This is a genomic window from Pedobacter cryoconitis, from assembly GCF_014207135.1.
GTDB classification, from domain to species: Bacteria; Bacteroidota; Bacteroidia; order Sphingobacteriales; family Sphingobacteriaceae; genus Pedobacter; species Pedobacter cryoconitis_D.
In genome coordinates this window covers 237,454-259,691 of the sequence record NZ_JACHCC010000003.1, presented here as the reverse complement: position 1 = coordinate 259,691, position 22,238 = coordinate 237,454, and the positions used below count along the sequence as shown (strand labels likewise).

Annotated in this window: 23 protein-coding genes; 11 read left to right on the top strand and 12 right to left on the bottom strand. The window is 38.9% G+C overall.

The features are described from left to right. Positions 1-3 precede the first annotated feature (3 nt). The 11 genes from HDF25_RS06580 to HDF25_RS06530 form a co-directional block, all read right to left on the bottom strand. Complete coding sequence (locus HDF25_RS06580; protein ID WP_184623938.1) at positions 4-801, bottom strand: hypothetical protein; 798 nt, start codon at positions 799-801, stop codon at positions 4-6. Between the two features lie 3 nt (positions 802-804). Continuing rightward, entirely contained in the window at positions 805-1,047 is a 243-nt protein-coding gene (locus HDF25_RS06575; RefSeq protein ID WP_184623937.1) for a hypothetical protein, read from the bottom strand. Between the two features lie 14 nt (positions 1,048-1,061). Next, positions 1,062-2,003: an SPFH domain-containing protein gene (locus HDF25_RS06570; protein ID WP_184623936.1), complete on the bottom strand. Its 942-nt coding sequence runs from the start codon at positions 2,001-2,003 to the stop codon at positions 1,062-1,064. 31 nt (positions 2,004-2,034) lie between these two features. Then, a complete protein-coding gene (locus HDF25_RS06565; RefSeq protein WP_184623935.1) occupies positions 2,035-4,305 on the bottom strand; it encodes a tetratricopeptide repeat protein in 2,271 nt (756 codons plus the stop codon). Between the two features lie 21 nt (positions 4,306-4,326). Then, positions 4,327-4,659 (bottom strand): DUF4870 domain-containing protein, encoded by a 333-nt coding sequence (locus tag HDF25_RS06560; RefSeq protein ID WP_184623934.1) that lies wholly within the window; start codon positions 4,657-4,659, stop codon positions 4,327-4,329. Between the two features lie 106 nt (positions 4,660-4,765). Then, positions 4,766-5,389 carry a hypothetical protein gene (locus HDF25_RS06555; RefSeq protein ID WP_184623933.1) on the bottom strand — a complete coding sequence of 208 codons (624 nt, stop codon included), beginning with the start codon at positions 5,387-5,389 and terminating at the stop codon, positions 4,766-4,768. A 2-nt stretch (positions 5,390-5,391) separates the two neighbouring features. Next, positions 5,392-6,375, bottom strand: coding sequence for a hypothetical protein (locus HDF25_RS06550; protein ID WP_184623932.1), 984 nt, complete (start codon positions 6,373-6,375; stop codon positions 5,392-5,394). Between the two features lie 108 nt (positions 6,376-6,483). Beyond that, the gene (locus HDF25_RS06545; protein WP_184623931.1) at positions 6,484-7,221 is read right to left on the bottom strand and encodes a LytR/AlgR family response regulator transcription factor; all 738 of its coding nucleotides are present in this window, start codon (positions 7,219-7,221) and stop codon (positions 6,484-6,486) included. Next, positions 7,221-9,242 (bottom strand): histidine kinase, encoded by a 2,022-nt coding sequence (locus HDF25_RS06540; protein WP_184623930.1) that lies wholly within the window; start codon positions 9,240-9,242, stop codon positions 7,221-7,223. Before HDF25_RS06540 ends, HDF25_RS06545 begins: the two co-directional genes overlap by 1 nt. A 139-nt stretch (positions 9,243-9,381) precedes the next feature. Then, on the bottom strand, positions 9,382-10,098 hold the full coding sequence (locus tag HDF25_RS06535) for a DUF4397 domain-containing protein (RefSeq protein ID WP_184623929.1): 717 nt from the start codon (positions 10,096-10,098) through the stop codon (positions 9,382-9,384). A 93-nt stretch (positions 10,099-10,191) separates the two neighbouring features. Continuing rightward, positions 10,192-11,166, bottom strand: a complete 975-nt coding sequence (locus tag HDF25_RS06530) for a DUF1080 domain-containing protein (RefSeq protein WP_184623928.1) — start codon at positions 11,164-11,166, stop codon at positions 10,192-10,194. Positions 11,167-11,297: 131 nt separating this feature from the next. On the opposite strand from HDF25_RS06530, the gene HDF25_RS06525 reads away from it, so the two are divergent. From HDF25_RS06525 to HDF25_RS06515, 3 genes are all read left to right on the top strand, one after another. Next, entirely contained in the window at positions 11,298-12,089 is a 792-nt protein-coding gene (locus HDF25_RS06525; RefSeq protein ID WP_184623927.1) for a carbon-nitrogen hydrolase family protein, read from the top strand. 97 nt (positions 12,090-12,186) lie between these two features. Next, entirely contained in the window at positions 12,187-12,639 is a 453-nt protein-coding gene (locus tag HDF25_RS06520; protein ID WP_184623926.1) for a GNAT family N-acetyltransferase, read from the top strand. A 31-nt stretch (positions 12,640-12,670) separates the two neighbouring features. Next, positions 12,671-13,180 (top strand): GNAT family N-acetyltransferase, encoded by a 510-nt coding sequence (locus HDF25_RS06515; RefSeq protein WP_184623925.1) that lies wholly within the window; start codon positions 12,671-12,673, stop codon positions 13,178-13,180. A gap of 130 nt (positions 13,181-13,310) precedes the next feature. Here HDF25_RS06515 and HDF25_RS06510 read toward each other — a convergent pair whose 3' ends face one another. Next, positions 13,311-14,210 carry a hypothetical protein gene (locus HDF25_RS06510; RefSeq protein ID WP_184623924.1) on the bottom strand — a complete coding sequence of 300 codons (900 nt, stop codon included), beginning with the start codon at positions 14,208-14,210 and terminating at the stop codon, positions 13,311-13,313. Between the two features lie 271 nt (positions 14,211-14,481). Here HDF25_RS06510 and HDF25_RS06505 point away from each other — a divergent pair, with 271 nt between their 5' ends. From HDF25_RS06505 to HDF25_RS06470, 8 genes are all read left to right on the top strand, one after another. Continuing rightward, the gene (locus HDF25_RS06505) at positions 14,482-14,937 is read left to right on the top strand and encodes a hypothetical protein (RefSeq protein ID WP_184623923.1); all 456 of its coding nucleotides are present in this window, start codon (positions 14,482-14,484) and stop codon (positions 14,935-14,937) included. A gap of 322 nt (positions 14,938-15,259) precedes the next feature. Further along, entirely contained in the window at positions 15,260-15,730 is a 471-nt protein-coding gene (locus tag HDF25_RS06500) for a hypothetical protein (protein ID WP_184623922.1), read from the top strand. Beyond that, complete coding sequence (locus HDF25_RS06495; protein WP_184623921.1) at positions 15,718-16,530, top strand: sensor histidine kinase; 813 nt, start codon at positions 15,718-15,720, stop codon at positions 16,528-16,530. Before HDF25_RS06500 ends, HDF25_RS06495 begins: the two co-directional genes overlap by 13 nt. Positions 16,531-16,541: 11 nt before the next feature. After that, positions 16,542-17,204, top strand: a complete 663-nt coding sequence (locus HDF25_RS06490) for a response regulator transcription factor (protein WP_184623920.1) — start codon at positions 16,542-16,544, stop codon at positions 17,202-17,204. Between the two features lie 234 nt (positions 17,205-17,438). Next, complete coding sequence (locus HDF25_RS06485) at positions 17,439-17,705, top strand: hypothetical protein (protein WP_184623919.1); 267 nt, start codon at positions 17,439-17,441, stop codon at positions 17,703-17,705. Between the two features lie 31 nt (positions 17,706-17,736). Next, complete coding sequence (locus tag HDF25_RS06480; RefSeq protein ID WP_184623918.1) at positions 17,737-18,354, top strand: DNA-3-methyladenine glycosylase family protein; 618 nt, start codon at positions 17,737-17,739, stop codon at positions 18,352-18,354. Positions 18,355-18,531: 177 nt separating this feature from the next. Beyond that, positions 18,532-19,686 carry a hypothetical protein gene (locus HDF25_RS06475; protein WP_184623917.1) on the top strand — a complete coding sequence of 385 codons (1,155 nt, stop codon included), beginning with the start codon at positions 18,532-18,534 and terminating at the stop codon, positions 19,684-19,686. Between the two features lie 140 nt (positions 19,687-19,826). Next, positions 19,827-22,010 (top strand): carboxy terminal-processing peptidase, encoded by a 2,184-nt coding sequence (locus HDF25_RS06470; protein ID WP_184623916.1) that lies wholly within the window; start codon positions 19,827-19,829, stop codon positions 22,008-22,010. The last annotated feature ends 228 nt before the right edge of the window (positions 22,011-22,238 follow it).

The following is a 22,238-nucleotide window of genomic DNA, read 5'->3' as shown; positions in this document are numbered from 1 at the left end:
TATTTAATAATGATTAATTGAATTCAGGTGATCTTGTAATAAACGCTGATAAAACTTCTCATTTTCCTCAGCCATATCGGGGACAATTTTATTCCACTCATCAAACATGGAACGTAAATATTGCCTGTACAACAATGAATTTTTCGGTTTGCTTTCTTCGTAAGTTTTAAGCAAATGAGCGGTACGCTGTTCTGCCAGGCTCCGCGCCTGATGTAATACCATTTGTGCCCCGGTAGAGGGTATAAAAGTATTTTGAGTCTGACAAAACGGACAAGTAACATATGTCGCAATGAAAAAGAGATCAGGAATAGTCATTTGACCAGCGCATTGCTTACAACTAAATTGATCGCGGATAGCTTCAAATGCCTGCAATTGCTCCTGGTAAGCAGCTTCAAGATCCTGCTCCCCTGCTGCATTATTTAGTAAAGACATATAAAAAGCTATCTTCTCTTCAAAAAGATTATGTCTGTTTATACAAGCTATTCTAAAAGTATATAAGCGGTCATGAGAGCCCGTAAAAAAACCATGGCCTGGGAGCTCAGAAGTTATTCCATCAATAAATTGAAATATTTTTTCTTCTCTGACCTCATTTGCCTTACTTCGCATCTGGTTGATTTGCCCACGTAAACCCATGAGCAGATGTCCATGAGCACGTTTATAAGGATCTCTGTCCTGCTCAAAAACTTCCCGGATTTCGGGTACAGCGGCCGTACAGATTTCATGCATACGGGACTCCAGTTTATCCAGAAAAACAAACCATTTATCCTGAGTCTGCCCGATTTTCTCCAACACCCCAGACATCAGCTAAGAATTATTTTGTTTACGGATATACAGCCCATCAGTCAGCCTGATATCCATAAATTTAAACCCACAATAAGCACAGACAGTAAGCCCTTGATGGAAAGCACGGCCGGCACCACATTCCGGACAATCCCTGACTTCCATCTTAGCTTCTTCGGCTTTGATTTCACCCCCGTAATTCTCCTGGTTTACAGCTTGCTGCTTCAATCGTTCCAGGTAACTTAAAGTCTTGTCTTTTTCGTTCATATCTGCAGTATTTCTTACAGTAGTTTTAACAACTCTTCTTTTTTAGCAGTATACTCATCTTCAGTGATCAGTTGTGCTTCAAAAAGCTCTTTCAGTTTTTTGAGTTTCCCCGAAATATCTTCTGGCCCAGCTGTTGAAACCGGGTTTATCTGATTCATAATCATCCCCAGTGCCACCGCCTGTCTTGCCGCATCTCCCATATTTGAATTTTCCTGAGTTATAGCACTGGCAACACTAAACTGAGAAAACTTGTGAATATCTGTTACCATATTCATCCCTGTTACCTGATCATAGTTTTTGAGTACCTCTTCCGGTAAAGTCACACTGGTAATAGTAAATTTGTTCACCTCTACCCCCAGATCAGTAAAATATGGTTGGATCAATGGCTGAATTTTTTCATTTAGTGCAGAGATACTTCCTGCTGCATCTACCACAGCTATATTTGCCTGAGCCATGGCCTCAGCAAATTTAGGGGCAATAAAATCCCGTAGCTGCACTTCGAGTTCTGTAATAGTCAACCTCGGGTAGGTACCTGCATATTCACTAAAAAACCTGCCAACATCAGTAATGCGAATATTATAGGTACCAAAAGCCCGTATACGTACCTGCCCAAAAACAGGGTCCCGCATCAGGACAGGTGCCGGTGTCCCCCATTTCAGATTAATGAACAGATGCGTATTAAAGAAATAAATATCCGCTTTGAAAGGGCTCTCAAAACCATACTTCCAGCCTTTCAACCGGGTTAATACCGGAATATTCTCCGTTTTCAGTGTATATTTTCCAGTCCTGAACGTATCAGCCAACTGACCTTCATTTAGTAAAAGTGCTGCCTGGCTTTCTCTCACAATCAATGCGGCACCATTCTTAATTTCCTGGTCTGCATCAGCAAACTTCCACATCAGCAAATTAGGATCGGGTGTTACAGCATGAATAATCTCAATAAAAGGTAATCCCATATTTCAAATTTTAAATCATCATGATCAATGGTTAAAACTTAAGAAAAGAAAATAATCCTCCTGATTTCCACTCCTCTTTTCTTTTCAGTGCCTCCACATTTCCAGGTTCTGTCTTCAGAATATTATTCACAGTTCCTATCGCTGCCTTAATCTCGCCACCTGCCTTGCAGGCATCCGCATATAACAAAGTAGCCTTTAACCTGATTTCATCCCATTTCCATCCGTTTTTATCATAAAAAGCAATAGCAGCCAGTGCAAAGTCCATACACTCTTCCCATTGGCCCATTGCGTAACTGCAAGCCGCCAGACTTCCATTCACTTCAGACATCACACTTTCTTCGGTTTCATCTCCAGGCTGATAGGTATTCAGCAGAATATTTAAATTTTCTCTGGCACTGACAAAGTTCTCCAGATGCAGGTACGACATCCCCCGCATAAAATGGACTTTCCGGACAGACTCTATGGTGATCGCCTTTCCTTTTACAGCCTCATAATTAGCTGCACAGGCAATGCACTGGACATAATCCTTCAGCTGGAAATAATTCTGCATCAGCATGAACCAGGAAGAATTATCATCAGGATTTTTAGCCAGCTGGTCCTTCCAAACCTGATTAGCTTCTTCCAGACTACCTTCATTTAACAGATCCTGTCTTACATTCTGAACTTTAATGTATTTTTCACTCAGCTCAAATAATTCGTTTTCCGGCAGATCAGCTCCATAACTTTTAATGAAATGATCATACTCCTGTTCTACCTGATTTAGAAGTTCTCTGGTTTCGTCCTTCCTGCCCAGCTCAAAAGTGGCCTCCAGGACTTTACTTTTCAGGTCTATATAATCCATAAACCCGAAGTACTCACTTCCTGAAGTAATTGCCTGATTCAGCACATCAATAGATTCCTCATAGTGATGAAGTTCAAGTAATGCACTTCCCATGCTATATAGCTGTTCCCAGAAAGGAGATAATGAATAACCTGTGCGATGTACTTCAACTGCTCTTTCATATTCGCCCAGACCGCTTAAAGCTATCCCGTAATTATTACAGCACATGGCAAATACATGCGCTTCATTCGCATCACTCCGCACTGCATTCTGATAGAAATAAGCATAGAAACTATCGTAAGAAAGTTTGTAAAACCTGGCTCTGATTTGCAGCAGTTCCCTGGCTATCGCCGGATGACTAATTGCTGCCTCGGTGATATAATAGAAATTAACACCTGCATTATAGTAGGCTACAGGCGAGTCTTCCGGCCATTTTTCTATTTCGGGCAATTCCCCTGTCAGACGATAAACAATTTCAATTAAACGTGGTAAACCCAGTGCAAGCCCCCCTAACTCCATGCTTTTTTCCAGATATGGAAATGCTTCCTGATAACTTTTTGCATCATACAAGGCAGCCCCTGCATAATGGTAAGGAATAAACCAGTCAGGATAAATTTTTATATAATGCTGTGCAAAATTCAGCATTTCAACAGTGTCAAATTTTAAAGGCTCCTGAAATATCCGCAGTGCGATAAACATCCCGTAGATAACAGACTGGTTCAGAATACCCCTTCTGGTCAGTTCATCCAGTCTGTAGTACAATTCAATCAGCGCTTCGTCTGCATCAGGATCACCCATAAACAGTGCTACCTGTATCACCTCTCCACAAAAATCATACTCCTGAAAATCAATTGCAAGATTAGCTATCAGACAATAAGTCTGAACATCTTTATGCCTGTATTTAAAACCTTCTTTATAGGTCTTCAGTGCACTATCCGGATCATTTTTATAATTAAGGTATAGATTTCCCTTCTTAATATAGAGCAAGGCCAGTTCATAGTCTGTCAGACTCCGGTTTTGCCCCCTGGATTCCAGATTTAATTTGATTAACGAATCTATATCCTGCAGGGCAGGATCCGTATTACCCAGCTGCAAATAAGCTTCCAGCCGATAGCCGATAGCTTTTCCACTGATATCAGGATCAGTGGAAGTCTCCAGCCGATTACAATAACCTACGGATTCGGACAAATTTGTCCTTTGGAGATAAATGTTGATATAAGCCAGGTACAATAAGGCTTCTTCATCATCAGGATCAAGCCTCAACACTTCTTCAAAGCCATTATAAGCGGTTGTCAGCAGATTCCCTGATTCTTCTTCATGCGAAAGTTGAAATGCACATTTTGCTTTAAGCAATAAACTCTCAGGGTGCTGAGGATTAAAAAGCAGAAAAAGATCAGCTGCTTCAAGACACTCCTGATAATTCCCAGCGTCATAAACTGCCTGCAAATGTTCCATATTGATCATACTTTGTTCTTCAGCCATAAAAATCCTTTAAATTAAATATTAGGGTATAAAACTGAATTTTCCTTCAAACATTTTCCCAAATAAAGGAACTGGTTTTTTTTGCTCATTTATTGCATTTATAATCCCAAAAACCCACAGTACTATAACTACATATCCCAGTACAGATAATGCTGAAGCCAACTCAGGGGTAATCTGTGAAACGATTCTCAGTGCAATATTCAGCAATGCTGACAGGATAAAAATACCCAGCCCCTGCTCTAAATGATAACGGACTAATGTGTCTTCAGTTTTTTCCTTTTTGTAAGAAAAGTAAGCGATGAGCCAACCGATAATGGTTACATAAGAAAGGATCGAAAGTGTTTTATTGTTCATTGTAAATTAATTTATATGAATGTAAAAAGAAGATGAATACTATAATTCCGGAATTTGTATACGCAGTATCCGGCTTTGTATCCGATAGCATTTCCTGCTTTTAATTTTATTTAAGGCTGCTACCGGTTATAACAGATGGAAACCAGTGTATTTCATTATTAAAAATAGAAACATAGACTTGTGACAAGGGGACTGCACCTTCAATAGAAGCCACTTTCTTCCGATAAGCACGGGTTATCCCCGCTACATTAGCGAAGGACAGTGTACTTAAGGGAATTGACAGCTGTTGATGACCATTTATTAGTGGTACCGGAAATGGGACTGGTTCAGACCATATCCCATTTTGATAGCTATAATTAGCTACATGACCAGAGTTTCCACTCTGAAGCAGAATATTGATCCTGCCATCGTCATAAAAATAAGCAACCAGATAAATGAAGATCTCTTTCCCTGCAAATTGCGGAAGCTGTTTCAGTGCATTTTCTGCCCTGATCAACTTCTCTGTGTCAGTTAGAAAATTTATACTCTCCCCTTCTGTATGTTGTTCTGTATGGGTTGTCGTATAAGTTTCTGTTATTACCCCGTCTGTTTCAGCAGCTCTCTGCCCCTGGATCTTCTTATTCAGCACAGTATCATTAGATTTAAATGTTTCCTGAACACTGTTTGAGAGTTGGTGACAACTTAAAAACACAAATCCACAACCCATTAAAGTGATTAATTTTTTCATCATATTTAACTTAGTTCAGCTAAATCACTGGTAAAAGCAATACGCTCAGGATCTTCTTTCAGATAAAAAATATCCACACTTTCTTTTTTGACCATATCCAGATCGAGCAGATCTACCACCTTTTTATAAATCTTCCGGTGAGTGAGTTGCCTGTGATCAACATATTCGAGTTCGAAACGGATTTGTGGTTGTTCATTGATAAACATCCCGGTCTGACTTGCATTCAGGATTTTTGCTGTAGTACCTATCCCTTTAAATTTAATTAATGCGGCATCCCCGGGTGACTGTCCGATCTTTCCAAGGATATATTTCGCCATGATGATATACAATGTCAATACACCAGGACAAACAATCAAAGGATGTGCGAAACTCATAAAACGCCAGCCCATGCCGAAGCTTTCTGATTGATAAGCATAAATATAATAGCCTGTTATCAGCACAGCGATGCCCAGCCAACCGACAACCACCAGTATAAGATGCTTTATATTCAACTTCACTTCTGTACTTGCAAAAATAAAATAGGGAATAGCTTTCATCTCCTGATCAATCAGCAGATCCACTCTTTTTCCGGCCTCGAAACGACATTCATAAGGTTTGGCATCATTTACCATCGCCTTTTGCCTGATTTCTGTATCCACTAAATTTTTAAAGGACAGACTGAGTTCATAAATAGGGTACTTAGCTCCATGACCGGAAAGTTCTACAGCATTCAGAATTTTCGCCTGCCGGCGGATTCCTCCATTTTTTAAGCGTTCAATATTCCTTTTTGCAATAAAATTGAACAACACCCAGCTATTAAAATAATGACACAAAAGAAATAACCATAATACGATGGATACCAATAGTACGCTCATGACAAACCAGGGATCTTTATCTTTCAATCCCGTTATATCATATTCGCTATTGATACCATAGTACAGAATCATAGGGAACGGAATGGCAAAAAAAAGCATATAAAGCTTCCAGAACAGCGGCAATCCTCGTTTCATATCTTTACAATTTCATATTAGTCTGCTATGAATGTAAAAACTATCCCCCCCATATTTTCCCCGAATTTGTATACGTCGCTATTAACTTTGTATCCGATGGTTAAACAGCTATAGTCTAATCAGTTTTAAAAATTCATCTTTTTTGCGCTGGGCAACGGGAAGTTCAATTTTATTTTTAAGGATTACCATCCCGTCTTTTAAATACGTCTCTACGAAATTCAGGTTCACCAGGTAAGTCTGGTGAATTCTGAAAAAGTCAGGTAGTGTCAGTTGCCCTTCATAATTTTTCAATGGTTTTGAGACAATGATTTCCCTGTCATTAACCAGGTGAAACGTAGTATATGACCCAGATGTCTGACAATAAATAATATCATTTATCGCTACCAGGTGTAGTCCTTCCTGTGTTGACAAGGAGATACGACTTGCTGATGGTTTGCCCAGGCTATTTTGCAGCGTACTTAGCTGAACCCTGTTTAAGAATTTCTGTTCCAGCACACTGATTTTATCAATAGCTGCTTTCAGTTCTGCCGGATCAATAGGTTTAAGCAAGTAATCTATAGCACTGGTCTTAAATGCTTTTATCGCATATTCCTGGTAAGCGGTAGTGAAGATGACATGGAAGTTTTTAAATGAACAATATTCCAGAACGTCAAAACCACTTCCGTCCTTCAACTGAATATCCATAAAAACCAGGTTGGGCTGTAGTTCATCAATTAACTGAATGGCATCCACTACATTTTCAGCTACAGCAATTACATTAACCTTTTCGGCTGCAACATATTGCAGCATTAAAAATAATGCCTCACGTAACTTATGCTCATCTTCTATTAGAATTGCTTTATACATTATGTTTTGATAAATGGAATTTGAATTACTGCTTTGGTTCCCAAAGTTTCTCCCTGCTCACTTTTCATCTCCTGAATGATAAAGCCGTATGTTTTATGCGCGTCTGTCATAGTTTGCAGTCTCTCCCTGGTAATATCTGTTGCCATTGATTTATGCTGATACATGATATCCTTCTTCTCTTTATTCAGCATGGAAAAATCTATTCCCACACCATTATCAATTATTGTACAGGAAATAGCTGTCTGCTCTGCATCAGCCGAAAACGAAATACTGAGTTTTCCTTTTTTTGACAATGGCAATGGTTTTAAACCATGTTCAATTGCATTTTCTATAAACGGCTGGATGAGCATTGGTGGAATGGAAATTCCGGCAGCCGTCTGTTCATTTGTAATGGTATACTCAAAACTATGGTTTAAACGTAATTGCTGCATATCAATATAGTTTTTTAACGAATCAATTTCATCTGCCAGAGGGATGAACTCTTTAGTTGTAAATTCCAGAATCTGGCGCATCAGTTTAGAAAATTTAGCTAAGTAAGTGACCGCATTCTGTGTGTCATGCTGCAAGACAAAACTCTGAATATTACCCAGCGCATTAAAAACAAAATGCGGGTTTATCTGCGACTGCAGGAGCCTTCTTTCGATGGAGAGCTTTGCTGACATGGCTGCAGCTGTTTCCAGTTTTTCTAATTGCAACTGCATTTCTGCTGTTTTCTGTTTATCCCTGAAAAGGATTTCATTCTGGATATAATACTTCTGCCGAAAATAATAAGACCGGAACATAAACAGCAAGCCCATAGCTAATAAACCAGCCGTGCCATATCCAAACCATTTATTAGTACGCTGTAACTTATTCTCTTTCTCTAAAGTCGATATCGTCTTTGCTTTTTGAGCAGATTCAAAACGGACATCCGCATTTTGCAGTGCTTTCGCTGTTGACTCACTATATGCCAGAGCATTGTATTTCATAAATGCCGTATCATAAAGGGCATAATTTTTATAGTCCTGTTGTTTGATGGCTAAATTTTTAAGTGCCCCGTAAAACAGTGATAAGGTATAATAATCCATATAAGGCATAGATTTCTGGTAGGCAATTCCCTCTTTAAATAATTGCTCTGCCCCAGCGTAATCTTCCTTTCGAATATAATACTCCCCTTTTAATCCCAGAGAATTACGATAAACGTTCCGGATATTATACTGACGGGTAAAAACCAGAGCCTTATCCAGCTGCTGCAAAAACAAAGGCTCACTACCAGGGAACGGATGTTCGAAATAAAGTACAGCCAGGTTCAGATAAGCAATTGGAATATTCGATTTAGTGTAAATTTTATCAGAATGCTGTTCTATCTGACGGATCGTCTCCTTAAAATAATTTATAGCTGTATCTGCTGATAAGACCGGGTTATTTCTTTTCTGAGTAATCAGGATTGTTCCATAAGCTAAGCGGGCATAGAGTTTTTCATCTGCCGCATCAGTTTTTTCTGCCGTATTTACTGCAACCAGCGCATATTTTTTCTCTTTTAGGATATCCTTATCGGCGTATAAATATGAAATTTCTGCAGCAGTCCTTGCTATGTTTTTATAATCGTTGATCTGCTTAAAATGCTGATACGCCAAAATCAACTGATTAATGGCCTGGTCATTTTCACTAAAAAAAGATTTTAACAGACCGGTTGCCAGATAGGCATAGGCTAATGCGCGAGGCGATTTGATTTGTTTCGCCAGATAATAAGAACTGTCCGCATAGAGCTGCGCATAATGAGTTTGAAACTTCTTTTTATAGCTGAGTGAAAGGAGCGAGTAACAGATTGAAATTTCTTCAGCTTTATTCTCTTTTTTTGCCAGAGACAGTGCATTCTGCTGACAGGTCATAGATTTCAGCGTGTCTGTAAATCTCAGGCTATATCCAAGTTCTCTGAGCCGGCTGATTTTAGTGTCTACGGCAACAGGTTTGTCCTTGCAGCCAAATATAAATGCAAAGCATAACAGAAACAGAAAAACAGGGATCTTTGTGTATGGCATAACCGGTCACTTAATCTTCTAAAACAATAATTTCCAGGTAATTTAATCAGATAACTATTGATTACCAAAAATCCACCATATGCTATTTTCCATGTCTCAATATGCTGGCCATAAAAAATGGCTTAATTATCTGTACAATTTAATCCTGCATGATGACGTGGTAATCCACTTTTCCATTACCGTTCCCTGAAAACCAGATCGTATAGTTTTTTCCATTTGTAAGTTTAGCATCGTTTAATATAACAGGCGTAACCGTGCCTTTATAAGTGATATTCAAAACTACAGCAGGGTCAAGTACAACATAAGAAGAAATTTCATTATGCATTAAACTGGTATAAATCACAGTCCCCGAATTATCCTTAATGGTAATACCTCCGGACAAAAAATTGTTCATGTTCGCAAACCTTACTTTAGCTTTCCCCGGCAGGTTTTTTGTATCGTCCTGAACTTCCAGTATAGTCAGAGAATTATTCTCTTTTTTATGAGTATAAAAATAAGTATAGGAGGTTCCAACCGGGATATTGATAGAAATCCCTTTAGTAGTCACCTGTGTTCCATAGTTGTTCAGATAAAGTGGTTTTCTGGATGCCGCAATGATAGGGCCTGTGTTTTGTCCGAAACCAATACTTCTTGAACTGACCCTTACCTGTCCCTGATACAGATCCTGGGGGATTGAAGTGGAAACAGCATTTACAAAAGTTACCCTTGCAGTGCCTTCAGTTTTAGTATCCTTTTTGCAGGAGCCTAAAAAAAACACCAGACATAAACCGGTTATAGTGAATAAGGATTGGAGAGTGTTATTGAATAAAAATACAGAAGTCTTCATTGTTCTTGATTTTTGAATTTTATCAATCATGTTTTATTTATTAAAACAGATAAACAAAGTTTTCAATCAATACCCCTATAGCCTCTTTATTTTTTTTCCGATATCCGGCCTATTTTATTCAAATTACTTAATTGGTGTAATCACTATTTTTCTGAATTCTATAGGGCCATGATCACCCTGTATATAAACAGGTCCCGGTTCACCTTCATTACTATCGAGGGCCCCGCCGGTAATTCCGGGAATTTCCTGGTTGCTGATTACAGTCTTACCATTAGCTATTACTGTAACCATACGGCCAACGATCATAATATCAAAAGACTGCCACTGATCAGGTCCTAAAGCTGCAATCTCACTGGGCGACAAATAACCATAGATACCACTAAAAAGTACACTTGAAGGATGTGCGTCTTTTGAACTGTCTTCAATCTGTACCTCGTAACGTCCTCTTAAATAAACCCCGCTATTGCTCCCTTTCTGATACTTAAATTCAACGTGCAGTTTAAAATCTGTAAATTTCTGTTCAGAAATCAGGTTTGCACCAGAATGCGGACTGGTCAGCACCCCATTTTTAACCACCCACTGGTTTTTACCCAGGGCTTTCCAGCCTGTAAGATCTTTTCCATTAAACAGTGCAATTGGCTTATCCCATACCAAAAGACCTGTTCTTTTCAGATAGGGGGCTTTCACACCCTTCCAGTTATATTTCTTTCCTTCACTGTTCACCAGGGTGCCATGGATTTCTGCTCCTGATAATTCACCTTCAATGATAAAATCTCTTTCGCCTGGTTCCCACTGCGGCGGAATAGTAAAATTAAATTTTCCATCGTTAAAATTCACTTTAGCTATCGGACGGGCACTTCCCGATACACCTACAAAATACCCCGTTAAAGTACGGTTTCCGGAAAGTTTAACTTCCAGCCAGGAAGGAACAGTTTTTCCGTTTTCATCCATAGAAATATCCCAGCGCCCTATTAAGTCATTTTTACCGGCATCCTGCCTGGCACTATCAGCCGGGATGTATTTCATAGCAAACAACGTATTGACAAATCCGAATGTTAACAGGGCGATAAAGCCCAAAACAAGAAATTTCTGGCGCATAGGAATTGAATTATAATATGAATAAATACTATAAGGTAAGATAAGATTTATTTTCTTCTTACGCAAAGAGTAATTAATTCATCTCCTGTTATCTTTCCGTTTTTTTTATTTATATCTTTCCAAAAAAAACCATGAGAATAGCCGTAGCCTCCCCTCCTTTTCCAAAATCTGTCAGTGACGGTTTATACTGGCTGGAAACATTGGTCAAAGATGCGGTCAAAGAAGAAGCTGAGATAATCTGTTTTCCGGAATCCTATCTGCCGGGTTATCCTGGAATGGGTGCCGGCAATGAAGACCGTACAACTGAAAAATTACAGTCCGCATTAGATAAAGTCTGTAAAATAGCCGCCGAAAATTCGATTGCGATCATCATTCCTATGGACTGGAACCATCCTGATGGATTGCTGAACATAGCACATGTGATTTCCAATACTGGTGAGCTATTGGGCTATCAGACCAAAAACCAATTAGATCCAAGTGAAGATCATATCTGGATACCAGGTAATGAACGCAGCATTTTTGAAGTCAATGGCGTAAAATTCGGGATTACGATTTGTCACGAGGGATTCCGGTATCCGGAATCGGTCAGATGGGCCGCTCAGCATGATGCGAAGATTGTATTTCAGCCTCATTTTGCCGGAAGTAATACAGATGGGGTTTTACCTGTTGAATGGGGTAATAAAGACAACCCTTATTACGAAAAGGCCATGATGATGAGAGCCATGGAAAATACCATCTTTTTTGCAAGCTCAAACTATGCCTCTTTGTATCCTGAATCTGCAAGTTCAGTCATTGGACCTGACGGAGTTTGTATTCAACATGAAGTTTACGGAAAAACGGGAGTAATTGTCGCGGACATTGACCCGGCCCTTGCAACTGGTCTATTAGCAAAAAGATTCAAAAATGAGCTCTATTACTCTTAAAATATCCAAACCATGAAACCATCATGATTTTTCAAATCACACAACGAAATGAGAATAAAATCATGATAGCTTCATCACCATTAATATATATACTCTGATGAAAATTATATCCGTAAGAGAACATCCAGCTTATTTAGATCGTGCCATTAAATATCTCCAAACCTGCTGGTCTGAAGTTGAACCCATCATTTATGAGGACTGTTTAACACATTGTATAAATGCACAGGGTGATTTCCCACAATGGTATCTTTTGGAAGAAGGAGGCGAAATTATTGGATGCGGCGGTTTAGTTCCTAATGATTTTATAAGCAGAATGGATTTATACCCATGGGTATGTGCCTTATATATAGATGAAAAACACAGAGGTAAAGCCCTAAGTAAACTGATCCTGGACAAGGCCAGAGAAGATACGGTTAAAGCAAGTTTTGACAGCCTATACCTATGTACTGATCATATCGGTTTCTACGAGAAATATGGCTATGAATATATTGGTATGGGTTATCACCCATGGGAAGAAGAATCCCGTATTTATAAACTCGATCTAAAGTAGTTTTACGAAAAATCCTTATTTTTACCACACTATGCCAATTACCAAAGCTACCCCTGCTGATATACCAGCATTAAATATTTTAGTTAACAGCGCGTATCGCGGTGAAGAATCAAAAAAAGGATGGACAACTGAGGCAGATCTTTTAGGTGGGATCCGGATAGATGAGGAGATGCTCCATGAAAACTTCAGCAATGAAACAGTCAGCATATTAAAATATACAGATGATGAGGGCCAGATTTTAGGTTCAGTTTATCTGGAAATCAAGGCAGATGAATTGTACCTGGGCATGTTCAGTGTATCACCTGTATTACAAAATAAAGGAATCGGGAAAGCCTTGCTGGAAGAAGCCGAGGTATTCGCTAAAGAATGGAACTGTCGAAAAATCACGATGACTGTGATCCGTGCCCGCAAAGAACTCATCAGCTGGTATGAACGTAGAGGATATACTTTTACAGGAGAGATACAACCTTTTGCCGGTGTCGGGCGTTTTGGTGAGCCCAAACAGGAGCTGGAACTCATTGTAATGGAAAAGGCTGTTTAAGGAGATAGTCCAGAGTTCCCCACTGCTGATTTTATTCAACAATGGGTTTATCTGAGCGTTTGAAACGTGAGAGCGTATCAAATATCTGTATGCGGTTAAAGGCTGAGCCGACAATTGTGCGATTGTAACACTAGTTGACTAAAACAACCATTTCATGATTCAGCTGCTGCACAGGTGGAACCAGTAACATTTTTGAATAAAATCTATAATTAGTTTGTTCTCTTAGTGTAATAGCCATTTGCAATGCAGAAGCCAATAAATAACTTCTTTTGCAATCGCCAATCTGCTGATTAATCATTTTGAATTCTTGATCACAGTATCCGTAAAGCCCCAGGACATTTTGATTATGGACCAGGAATTTAACCGCAGCTGACATGGCCCTGGAGTCTTTATGTCCAAGATAATTCAGGGCTTTCAGAATCCCACAGGTTAACTGGAGATCAAAGTCCCTTAAAGTAGCTAGTAACCTTACCTCCAAAACGGAAATCAGCAGATCTGGTAACTCCATATGCTTACGTTGTCCAAAACAGGTATACGCATCAATTGCGGCAAGTAATTCTTCAAGCTGCTTCTTATCCGCCAATAAATAGGCTGACACCGGTCTTTTTAAAATCAATACAGCATTTGAAACAGGGATGATAGCCAGGTCTGCTTTGTCTGCCTGAGCAAGTAATAAAATAGCTTTTAACAACTCATTGCTCGGATAATTTCTGAATGCTTCGGTAATTACTGATGAATAACTATCAATGATTTCTTCTATTCCCTTTGGCCATTGCCCGGTCAGCAAATGATACACCATCAGGTATTGTATATCTGCGTGAAGGCTATCCGAACGGGTTTGGGCTAATCCATAAATCCCATCCAGTTCCTTAATTTTATGAGCCGATTCATTTCTTTGTGGTTCGTTATTTATACAGACCGCCAGTAAAACAGCAGCAATTTTTGCAGGCTCTATATCTTGTTCATAAACCGCCGAGGCAAATTGTTTTTTTGCCCAGCAATAAACAGTATCCAGAGAATTAGTTTCCATCTTAAATTTTAATATTATTCTTACCCTATTTGATATTCCGGTTTCTTTCCGACCGACAGGTCAAAGTTAGTTGCCTGCCGTTGCTGGAAAAGAGTAGAAAAACCCTAATATCAATCAGGTTTTTTCACCTGGAAACAGAAAAAAAACCAGGTAAAAACACCTGGTTTTAAAAAGGGTATTTTCACCCTTATATTGAAATAGCTAATTACATAGATTTGAAACGCAATACAACAAAACAACACACACTTAATTTTTTAAAAACATGGAAAACATGGACAACATTGCAACACCAGAATCAATAGGCCACCATCATCATCCCCCTAAACCAGTTGATCCGCCTATTAGTCTTGAAGAAGCCAAAGACAGAGCCAAAAGATGGTCTGACCTTTTAGGTGAACTCCCATATTTTTCGGGACGATATGCACAATATAAACCAAAAGCATTATTCATTCCGCTACCAGATCTGCTGGCATTGATTGAACACCATAAAAAACACGACAAACACCTTTCCGGCATTAGAGTTTACTTCGGACTGACCGAAGATACTACACCTATATATCCAGATCCACCAACTTTCAGAATGAGAGGAAGTATAGTTGCAGTCGGAATGGATCAAAAGGATATTATTACAAAAACTGGTGAAGGTGCTGAAAATGGCATCGGAGACATTTATGATTTCACCGCTCCGTGTCCTGATTTGTGCGATACCGCAAGTCCACTTTTTTAAAATAAATTAACGCTCTCTTAATTTAACACTCTCAACAAAACAGCAAAACTGCAAAATATTAATGGTGGAGATTCCTAAATGGCCTTTTCACTATTAATATTTGCTTCAATCTTGGAAATACCTGTACCTTCATAAAACAAATTCAAAATGTTTTATGAAAAATGTATACCCTCTCGTAATCGTTCCTGTTTCTATTCTCGTTCCTATAATAATGGCCTGGACTGTATATCCTGATCTAAGAAAAAGACATAGAATAATTCTTTTCTACTTATTGGTTTCCGGCTGTATAAATCTTGCGGCTATAATTTTGGCGTCAAAAAGCATGCACAACCTGTTCTTACTCCATTTTTATACGATAATAGAATTTGCGATTTTATCCATGTTCTTCAGGGATATCATCAAGGGAAAGTTTATCACCGGGTTTATAACCTGTTCCATTTTTGCTTTTACTGCTTTGTGTATTATCAATTTTGTTTTCCTCCAGAGTCTGGATAAATTTAACACCTATACCAGACCCATAGAGGCCATATTTTTAATCGCCTATAGTTTGTCATATTTTGAAAGAGAGTCACGTACTGACCATGAATTAAGCTGGGTTAACAATCCTGTAAACTGGATGGTAACCGGAATACTGCTTTATTTTTCAGGAGCACTGTTCCAGTTTACTTTCTCAAACGTAGTAAGTGTTGAGGTATCACATGATATTAAAGTACTCATATGGAATATACATGCGACACTCGTTTTAATTATGTACATGCTATTCGCTATCGGATTTCATAAATGCAAAAATTAACTGATAACATCTATATTCTGGTTACCCTCGCTATGGTGGGGACCTTTATGCTTGTGGTTTCCTTTGTCTTTATTTATGCCCGCAACCAGAAAAGATTAATACAGCAGAAAGAAAAAGCACATAAAGCTGCGCTTGATCATCAGAAGGCACTGTTAAATGCTGTTATCCAATCGCAGGAAAAAGAGCGTGAACGTATCGGGCAGGATTTACATGATGAAGTAGGTGGTTCATTATCCAACCTGCGCATCCTAATCAACAGGTTTGAAAACAGCGATGCGGAGGAATACAAAGACCCGCCCTATCAGCTCTACAAACAACTGATAGATAAAATCATACAGGACGTCAGGAATATTTCACACAGCCTCTCTCCTCCGGGACTTACTTTATTTGGATTCTCTGAAGCACTCGAAGAAATCAAAGATGTAGTCGGTGCCGGGAATGAATCTTTTATCTCTATTACCAATCATGCTGAAGCTGCTACAGAAAGTTTACCTCATCATATTGCGCTTGCCTTACTGAGAGTACTCCAGGAACTGGTAACCAACACGTTAAAACATGCTAACGCTAAAAAAATAGGCATATCGCTCTTTATGAAAGGCGATTTACTTGCCATTCATTATACCGATGATGGCAACGGTTATACCCTGAGTGACAAGAAAACAAAAAAAGGAATGGGTACACAAAATATTGAGAGCAGACTTAATATGATCAATGCCAGATATACTGTAAAAACAGCTCCGGATAAGGGTTTTTCCATGTTCATTTGTTTTAAAGAGGAAATACCCAGCGGGTCAGATTAACAATTAAAGAAATGATAAGAATCGCTATCGCAGATGACCAGAGCCTTTTCCGTGAGGGCCTTGCCAATCTTTTAAATACAAATCCGGAATTTGAGCTGGTTGCACAGGCCGAAAACGGCCAGGCATTACTGACGAAACTTCAAAACATGGAGGTGCTGCCTGATGTCGCACTGATTGATATGAACATGCCAGTCATGAATGGCGTTGAGTTAAATAGTATTCTAAATAAAGAATACCCGCTGATTAAGGTAATTGTGCTTACTGTACACGGGGAAGAGAGATATATCAGCAAAATGATAGAAGCAGGGGCCTGCGCCTATCTCAAAAAAAACTGTGAAACCAATGACCTGTTTGATACCATTATCAATACACAGTCACAGGGGTTCTATTTTAATCATGAAGCCTTAACTGCAATGCGACGTGCAGGTCTGTACCGTAAAACAGGAGTCCTGAATATGAATCATATTCCAATCGCACTCACTGACAGAGAGCTATTGATATTGAATCTGATATGCAATGAATTAACCAATGCAGAAATAGGCGAAAAATTGTTTATCAGTAACCGCACCGTCGATGGACACAGAACCAATCTGCTGGCTAAAACCGGTTGTAAAAACACTGCCGGGCTAGTGATTTTTGCAATTAAATACGGCATTTTCGAATTACCCTTCTAAAAATAACATCCCGTTATTAAATTTAATTTACATCAGCCCCAGCGGCAAAGCTAATACCTTTTACGTTGATTATTAAGAGATTACTGTGTATCAAATACACTTTATCAGAAAGACTAAAATAATTTCTAAGTCATTTATCAAAAATAACCAGATCGTATTGACAATTATTTAGCTGTTTTACCAATAATTTATATAGATTAGGATAGTACTTAGTCACGAAATACAATTTATATTATGTTGGGAGAATTAATCGAGAAAGAAGAAATAAAGTATATAGGAATTATACCTGCTGAACAAAATCACACCAAAGAATTACAAGATAAACTCTTATCTGCTCAGCGCCTCGGAAACGAGTTTAAATCAAAATGTGAAATTACATTCAACACGAAAGAAGGTCCAAAAACTGTGTTCACGACAGTTTGGTCTGTAACCGAAGAATATCTCCAGCTTAAAAGCGGGATACATATCCCCTTAAGCAGTCTGATCGAAATAGATTTTTAATGGTCCCCCGATGGGGGTATTAAACCAGCTGATGAATAGCATAGTCAATGAAAAAGATGTCAAAGCCCTGATCAAAACCAATCAGGTTATGGCTGACATCTTTAATCAGTATCAGTTCCCCCCCGATTGGTCCAGACCACAAGGTTTTGTCACCTTATCCAAAATAATTCTCGAACAACAGGTTAGTCTGGCATCTGCCAATGCCCATTTTATAAAACTCAACAGTTATCTGGAAGAGTTTACCCCGGCCAATATATTGAAACTGACCGACGAGGAAATGCGCACTTGCCAGATAAGCCGTCAGAAATCAAAATATCTCAGAGAATTAGCCATTGCAATTGTCAGTAAAAACATTGATCTGGAAGAATTACAGCTTCTGGATGAAGTAGAAATCAGAAGACAGCTCACCAGCATCAAAGGAATTGGGAACTGGACAGTTGACGTTTATCTGATGTTCTGTTTACAGGCAAAAGATATTTTTCCGCATGGAGATATTGCCATTGTCAATACCATGAAGGAACTTACCGATGCCAGAACAAAAGAAGAAATGATTTCCCTTGCCGAAAACTGGAAACCTCTGCGTTCCCTGGCAACCTATTTTCTATGGCATTATTACCTGATTAGACGGAACAGGTTAAACAGTTTCTAAATCGCCAGACAATCTCTGTCGTTACAGGAAACTAATACAGATTCAGAGGTAAATTCAACATATTTCTATAAACGGGACGTAAAGGCTTTAAACTATTATAATTTTATCTTGTCAATAGATCATCTATCCATTTCAGGGATGTAAAAACAGGTATCATTAAATCTTTAAACATTGATTATGACTTCCATCAGAAGGTCTTTAAGCATTTGTATATGGCTATCAGCTGCTGTTCTTCCCTATTCCAAATCCCAGGGCAGGACTATTTCCGTTAATTACTATCAGGATGATACAACCCAGGCCGATCAGCCATCGCTAGTATCCGGCCCGGTTTCGATAAATTTATTATTTCGCAGAAAGCAGAGTTATATTAACAGATTATTTATGCCGATTATGAAGATAGGATCAAAAAGGGTAAATATTAAAACGGTGTTTGACACCGGATCAGAAGGTCTTATTCTGGATGCCCATAGCCTTTTACCATCCCGTATGATAACCGATAACGGTATATTTTTAAATGGTCAGAATTCATTCTTCATTGATGGGATCACGGTTACTTCCATCAAAGATTCAGCATCCTATGGGATGACTTCGGGCAAAGGACGGAAATATTTTGGCCAGATTGCCTACAGTACAATTACCATAGGTGATCAAAGTGGAAATCTGGTGACAAGAAAAATGCCGTTCCTGCTTATCTATAGAGGAATCAATGAAGCCACTGGCAAGACAGCCTCTGTTGATCCTTCAGTTGACGGAATATTTGGCGTAAGCAGTTCCTATAGCTCCAATGATGATATCGCCTCAAAAAGAAAGCAGATCAAGAGCCCATTTGCTTATCTGAACTATTCGCAAGGGATTAACTCAGGCTTTCAGCTGGATCCCCTGAGCACATCGGATAAGTCCAATATCTATTCTGGAGATGGGGTTTATACTGCCCCCATATTAAAAGTGGGGTTGACGGAAGAGATGGAACTAAATTATTATCAGACTAAACAAGGTCAGCGTAGAAACGGGAATTATTTTGCCACAATCAGCGGAGAAGTAGTTTGGGGAGATAATAAAATTAAGACAACGATCCTCTTTGATACAGGCACTCCCCGTGGTGTTAAAATTGTCGACAGGAGTATCAGCAGATCATCTGTTATTTCAACTGCCGAACCTGTAAAATTTGAGACTGTTTCGGGGTTTAATTACGATTATATTGCAGACAGTAAACAGCATATAACTACTTTGGTGCCCTTTAAAAAGACGGACAGATCTGTAGTGGGGCTCAATTTTTTTGAGAACAATTTTTTTTTCTCTGATTATACGAATCATACTATCGGATTAAAATAAACAGATTACCATGAAAAGATCACCTGACAGCCTGAAACTTATTCGTCAGCAACCGGCTATAATTATGTCTCTTTTCTGTTGCATTGAAAACTTGGTATCATATTGGAGTAATTGTTAAATTGATTTAAATTATTATTAAGATGTTGAAAAGATTATTATTGATAGGTCTAACAGCGGTCGTATTTTCCTGCCAGGCAGCTCCAAAACATCACCCGTTAGTTGAAGGTATTCCTAATATTAAACCTAGTGAGCAACAGCGCCTTGTCTGTAAGGTAATTGTAGGACTGATAGAAAAGTATAACTATAAAAAGTTAACTGTAAACGATTCGATCTCTTCACTCGTACTGGACGAATATATCAAGAAAATTGACCCTTCAAGGAGCTACTTTCTGGCCTCTGATATTAAAGATTTTGAACAATTCAGAAATACGCTGGGAGACGATTTCAGAGCGGGTAATTTAGATGCTCCTTTTTATATTTTTAATGTATTCTCCAAAAGGTATAATGAGACCTTAAATTATGCAATGGCTCATATCAGAGACAAATATGATTTCAACAAAAATGACACTTATATCTATGACAGGGCAAAAATGCCCTGGATCACTTCGGTTACCGAACTGAATGATGTCTGGAAAAAGAGAGTTAAATATGAACTGATTAATTTAAAACTGGCAGGCGGTGCAGATACAAAGAATCTGGAAACTTTAACTAAAAGATATCAGAGTCTTAAACTGCAGTCTTCTAAACTAAACAACCAGGATGTATTCCAGGCTATTATGGACGCTTTTACAGAGACTATTGATCCGCATACAGACTATTTCAACCCTGTCAATGCGGCTCAGTTTAACGAAGACATCACCCGTTCAACAGAGGGTATAGGTGCCTATCTCAAAGTGGAAAATGATGTTTTAAAAATTGCTGAAGTAATTACCGGCGGCCCTGCGTACAAAAGCAAACAACTGAATGCGGGTGACAGAATCGTTGCAGTAGCCCAGGGTATGGGTGAATTTGAAGATATTACCGGCTGGAGAGCTGATAATTCTATCGCTAAGATCAAAGGCCCCAAAGGGACTAAAGTCAGGTTAAAAATTATTCCCGCAGGCCGCAAGATGTCCTCCAAACCTATCATTGTAGAGATGATCAGGGAAAAAATTATCATGGAAGACCAGTCCGCTAAAAAAGAGGTAAAAACAGTACTATCCAATGGTAAATCTTATAAAATCGGTGTAATTAATGTGCCTGCATTTTATGCAGATTTTAAAGCTGCAAGTGCCGGAGATCCCAATTATAAAAGCACAACACGTGACGTAAAATTATTGATTGATACGCTGAAAAACAGAGACAAGGTGGATGCAATTGTCATGGACCTGCGTGCCAATGGTGGTGGCTCACTGAAAGAAGCGATTGATCTGACCGGTTTATTTGTAGGTAAAGGCCCCGTTGTACAGGTTAAAGATCTTGATGGCAATGTAGAGGTAAGCAGCGATGACCAGCCGGGTGTTGCCTGGAGTGGCCCGTTTGGTGTCATGGTCGACCATTTAAGTGCATCAGCTTCTGAAATCTTTGCCGGTGCTATACAGGATTACGGAAGAGGAATAATTATCGGTACGCAAACTTATGGTAAAGGTACTGTTCAGTCTCCCTATAATTTAGATCAACTCATTAATCCCGTTATCTTACAACGTCTGGCTGCTGCTTCAAAAAGTGCTGCAGGTACTGTCCGTAATGCCAAAAAAGAAGCAAATGAGCCTTCATCCTTAGGCCAGATCAACCTGACCATGGCCAAGTTCTACCGCGTAAATGGTAGCAGTACGCAACACAGGGGTGTGATGCCTGATGTCTCTTTACCTTCTTTCTATCCTCTGGATAAAATAGGAGAAGACACCAAACAATCTGCCTTACCATGGGATGAAATTCAACCATCTGATTTTACGCCGGTAGCCAATCTGTCAGCTATTAAACCTGAACTGGTTAAACTTCATGAAGAAAGGATGAAAAAGTCACTGGACTATAAATTCCTGATTGATGGCATCGCCGATATGAAAAAACGTGATCTGGAAACATCAGTTACCCTAAATGAAAACAAACTGAAAGCAGAAAGAGATAGTCTTGAAGTAAAATCGCTTGAAGAGACAAATGCACTCAGAGTTTCAAGAGGTTTAGCTCCTGTTAAAAAAGGTGATAAAATTAAAAAAGATGAAGAGTTCGACTTCCTGGAAGAGGAAAGTCTGAGAGTGGTTGCTGATTATATTCAGCTCAACAGTAAATCAAACAATTCTGTCAGCCTTAATCTTTCGGACAATACCCGCAAAGTTGCCAACTAATTAACAAACATCAAAAGACCTATTTCCGGGTATAAAAATCCGGGAATAGGTTTATACTTCCCGCCACTGTTCAATCGTGTTACAGCATAGGATCAATCTGATCCATTTTTCAGCTTCTTAGCAAATCATCAGTAACAAACCTTCTTTTATTTAGTCAAAACAATTTAAAGGTCTGTAATTATAGTAAAATCTTTGAAACATGATTAAAATGGAGTCAAATACATCTAT

What these genes read in the sequence shown, in the direction of transcription:
- HDF25_RS06580 (WP_184623938.1), bottom strand. Translation starts at nt 801, where the DNA reads ATGTCTGGGGTGTTGGAGAAAATCGGGCAGACTCAGGATAAATGGTTT.
- HDF25_RS06575 (WP_184623937.1), bottom strand. Translation starts at nt 1,047, where the DNA reads ATGAACGAAAAAGACAAGACTTTAAGTTACCTGGAACGATTGAAGCAG.
- HDF25_RS06570 (WP_184623936.1), bottom strand. Translation starts at nt 2,003, where the DNA reads ATGGGATTACCTTTTATTGAGATTATTCATGCTGTAACACCCGATCCT.
- HDF25_RS06565 (WP_184623935.1), bottom strand. Translation starts at nt 4,305, where the DNA reads ATGGCTGAAGAACAAAGTATGATCAATATGGAACATTTGCAGGCAGTT.
- HDF25_RS06560 (WP_184623934.1), bottom strand. Translation starts at nt 4,659, where the DNA reads ATGAACAATAAAACACTTTCGATCCTTTCTTATGTAACCATTATCGGT.
- HDF25_RS06555 (WP_184623933.1), bottom strand. Translation starts at nt 5,389, where the DNA reads ATGATGAAAAAATTAATCACTTTAATGGGTTGTGGATTTGTGTTTTTA.
- HDF25_RS06550 (WP_184623932.1), bottom strand. Translation starts at nt 6,375, where the DNA reads ATGAAACGAGGATTGCCGCTGTTCTGGAAGCTTTATATGCTTTTTTTT.
- HDF25_RS06545 (WP_184623931.1), bottom strand. Translation starts at nt 7,221, where the DNA reads ATGTATAAAGCAATTCTAATAGAAGATGAGCATAAGTTACGTGAGGCA.
- HDF25_RS06540 (WP_184623930.1), bottom strand. Translation starts at nt 9,242, where the DNA reads ATGCCATACACAAAGATCCCTGTTTTTCTGTTTCTGTTATGCTTTGCA.
- HDF25_RS06535 (WP_184623929.1), bottom strand. Translation starts at nt 10,098, where the DNA reads ATGATTGATAAAATTCAAAAATCAAGAACAATGAAGACTTCTGTATTT.
- HDF25_RS06530 (WP_184623928.1), bottom strand. Translation starts at nt 11,166, where the DNA reads ATGCGCCAGAAATTTCTTGTTTTGGGCTTTATCGCCCTGTTAACATTC.
- HDF25_RS06525 (WP_184623927.1), top strand. Translation starts at nt 11,298, where the DNA reads ATGAGAATAGCCGTAGCCTCCCCTCCTTTTCCAAAATCTGTCAGTGAC.
- HDF25_RS06520 (WP_184623926.1), top strand. Translation starts at nt 12,187, where the DNA reads ATGAAAATTATATCCGTAAGAGAACATCCAGCTTATTTAGATCGTGCC.
- HDF25_RS06515 (WP_184623925.1), top strand. Translation starts at nt 12,671, where the DNA reads ATGCCAATTACCAAAGCTACCCCTGCTGATATACCAGCATTAAATATT.
- HDF25_RS06510 (WP_184623924.1), bottom strand. Translation starts at nt 14,210, where the DNA reads ATGGAAACTAATTCTCTGGATACTGTTTATTGCTGGGCAAAAAAACAA.
- HDF25_RS06505 (WP_184623923.1), top strand. Translation starts at nt 14,482, where the DNA reads ATGGACAACATTGCAACACCAGAATCAATAGGCCACCATCATCATCCC.
- HDF25_RS06500 (WP_184623922.1), top strand. Translation starts at nt 15,260, where the DNA reads ATGCACAACCTGTTCTTACTCCATTTTTATACGATAATAGAATTTGCG.
- HDF25_RS06495 (WP_184623921.1), top strand. Translation starts at nt 15,718, where the DNA reads ATGCAAAAATTAACTGATAACATCTATATTCTGGTTACCCTCGCTATG.
- HDF25_RS06490 (WP_184623920.1), top strand. Translation starts at nt 16,542, where the DNA reads ATGATAAGAATCGCTATCGCAGATGACCAGAGCCTTTTCCGTGAGGGC.
- HDF25_RS06485 (WP_184623919.1), top strand. Translation starts at nt 17,439, where the DNA reads ATGTTGGGAGAATTAATCGAGAAAGAAGAAATAAAGTATATAGGAATT.
- HDF25_RS06480 (WP_184623918.1), top strand. Translation starts at nt 17,737, where the DNA reads ATGAATAGCATAGTCAATGAAAAAGATGTCAAAGCCCTGATCAAAACC.
- HDF25_RS06475 (WP_184623917.1), top strand. Translation starts at nt 18,532, where the DNA reads ATGACTTCCATCAGAAGGTCTTTAAGCATTTGTATATGGCTATCAGCT.
- HDF25_RS06470 (WP_184623916.1), top strand. Translation starts at nt 19,827, where the DNA reads ATGTTGAAAAGATTATTATTGATAGGTCTAACAGCGGTCGTATTTTCC.